The following is a 1,079-nucleotide window of genomic DNA, read 5'->3' on the forward strand; positions in this document are numbered from 1 at the left end:
GTGAGGCTTAACCATACAGTGAGGCTTAACCATACAACCCAGATGAGTTTTTATCTGAGATGATGGTAACTAGATTTATTACTTACTGTTAAAGGTAAGACTTAGTGAAGAATATATAGCGCTTAATGAAGTGCGAACTCAAAGAAAGAAACAGCTTTCCGAATTTAGTTAATCGCTTTTGCGGTTAACAACCAAATTTGCTTGGTGACAATAGCATTGTGGTACCACCTGATCCCATCCCGAACTCAGTAGTGAAACGCAATCGCGCCGATGATAGTGTGGGGTCTCCCCATGTGAAAGTAGGTCATCGCCAAGCGCCTAATTTCTCTTTTAAAGAGAGCAGATAGCCCGTTACTGATGTAACGGGCTTTTTTGTGTTTGTCATTTGAGCGTCATATACCATGTGAAAGTCATGTGAAAGTAGGCTGCAATGTCAGTGTTTATAAAGCAACGCTTTATACCGACATGCGGCGCGGAGGATTTATCCGCAGCTGAACAACGCCAAGTGACTAATATTTCTCGATAGAGAGTCGATAAAGCCCTGACTTAATAGTCAGGGTTTTTTTCGTATTAGATTTTAGATCTGCATCCAGTGACAGAAAGCTGTGATGTCTGTTTTGGTGAGTTCTGATAACAAGTAACTAATGTGACTGGCCATTTTCGATTACGCTCTTTATAAAACAGATGAGATCATGCGACGCAATATAAGCTGAAATATTTTGATGTTTTTGCTGGATACCTTTATTTAGCGGCCAACTAAGGCTTTCGAACGTAAGGTCAGGGCCATAAACCAGCAGGCTTGATGTTTTCTACTCTTTTCCGATTGGATTACTTTCTGCGATCAATTCTCTATGTTCCTGGTCAAAATATAATAGGCTTATTGCTAACAACTTTAGCGTTAGTTGGCCAGTAGGCTGTTTCAGATTGGTGTTTTTAAGCCTGACAGTGATTGCTATGAGTATTAAGGCGCCAGCTCTTAAAATAATGTGGTTTATTTTTCGATTATTTCACCATGTTGAACTAAAATTGAATGCCGCATTGAGATTTAAGTGGAAGAGTTTAAGTCTTTTACAAAGCAG

The 1,079-nt window shown here is 39.7% G+C and carries 1 rRNA gene; it reads left to right on the plus strand.

The features are described 5' to 3' along the window. The first annotated feature begins 200 nt into the window (after positions 1-200). Positions 201-316: ribosomal RNA gene (gene rrf / locus BM739_RS19835) — 5S ribosomal RNA — on the plus strand. Positions 317-1,079: the final 763 nt, after the last annotated feature.

It is taken from the genome of Shewanella sp. UCD-KL21 (genome assembly GCF_001957135.1).
GTDB lineage: Bacteria > Pseudomonadota > Gammaproteobacteria > Enterobacterales > Shewanellaceae > Shewanella.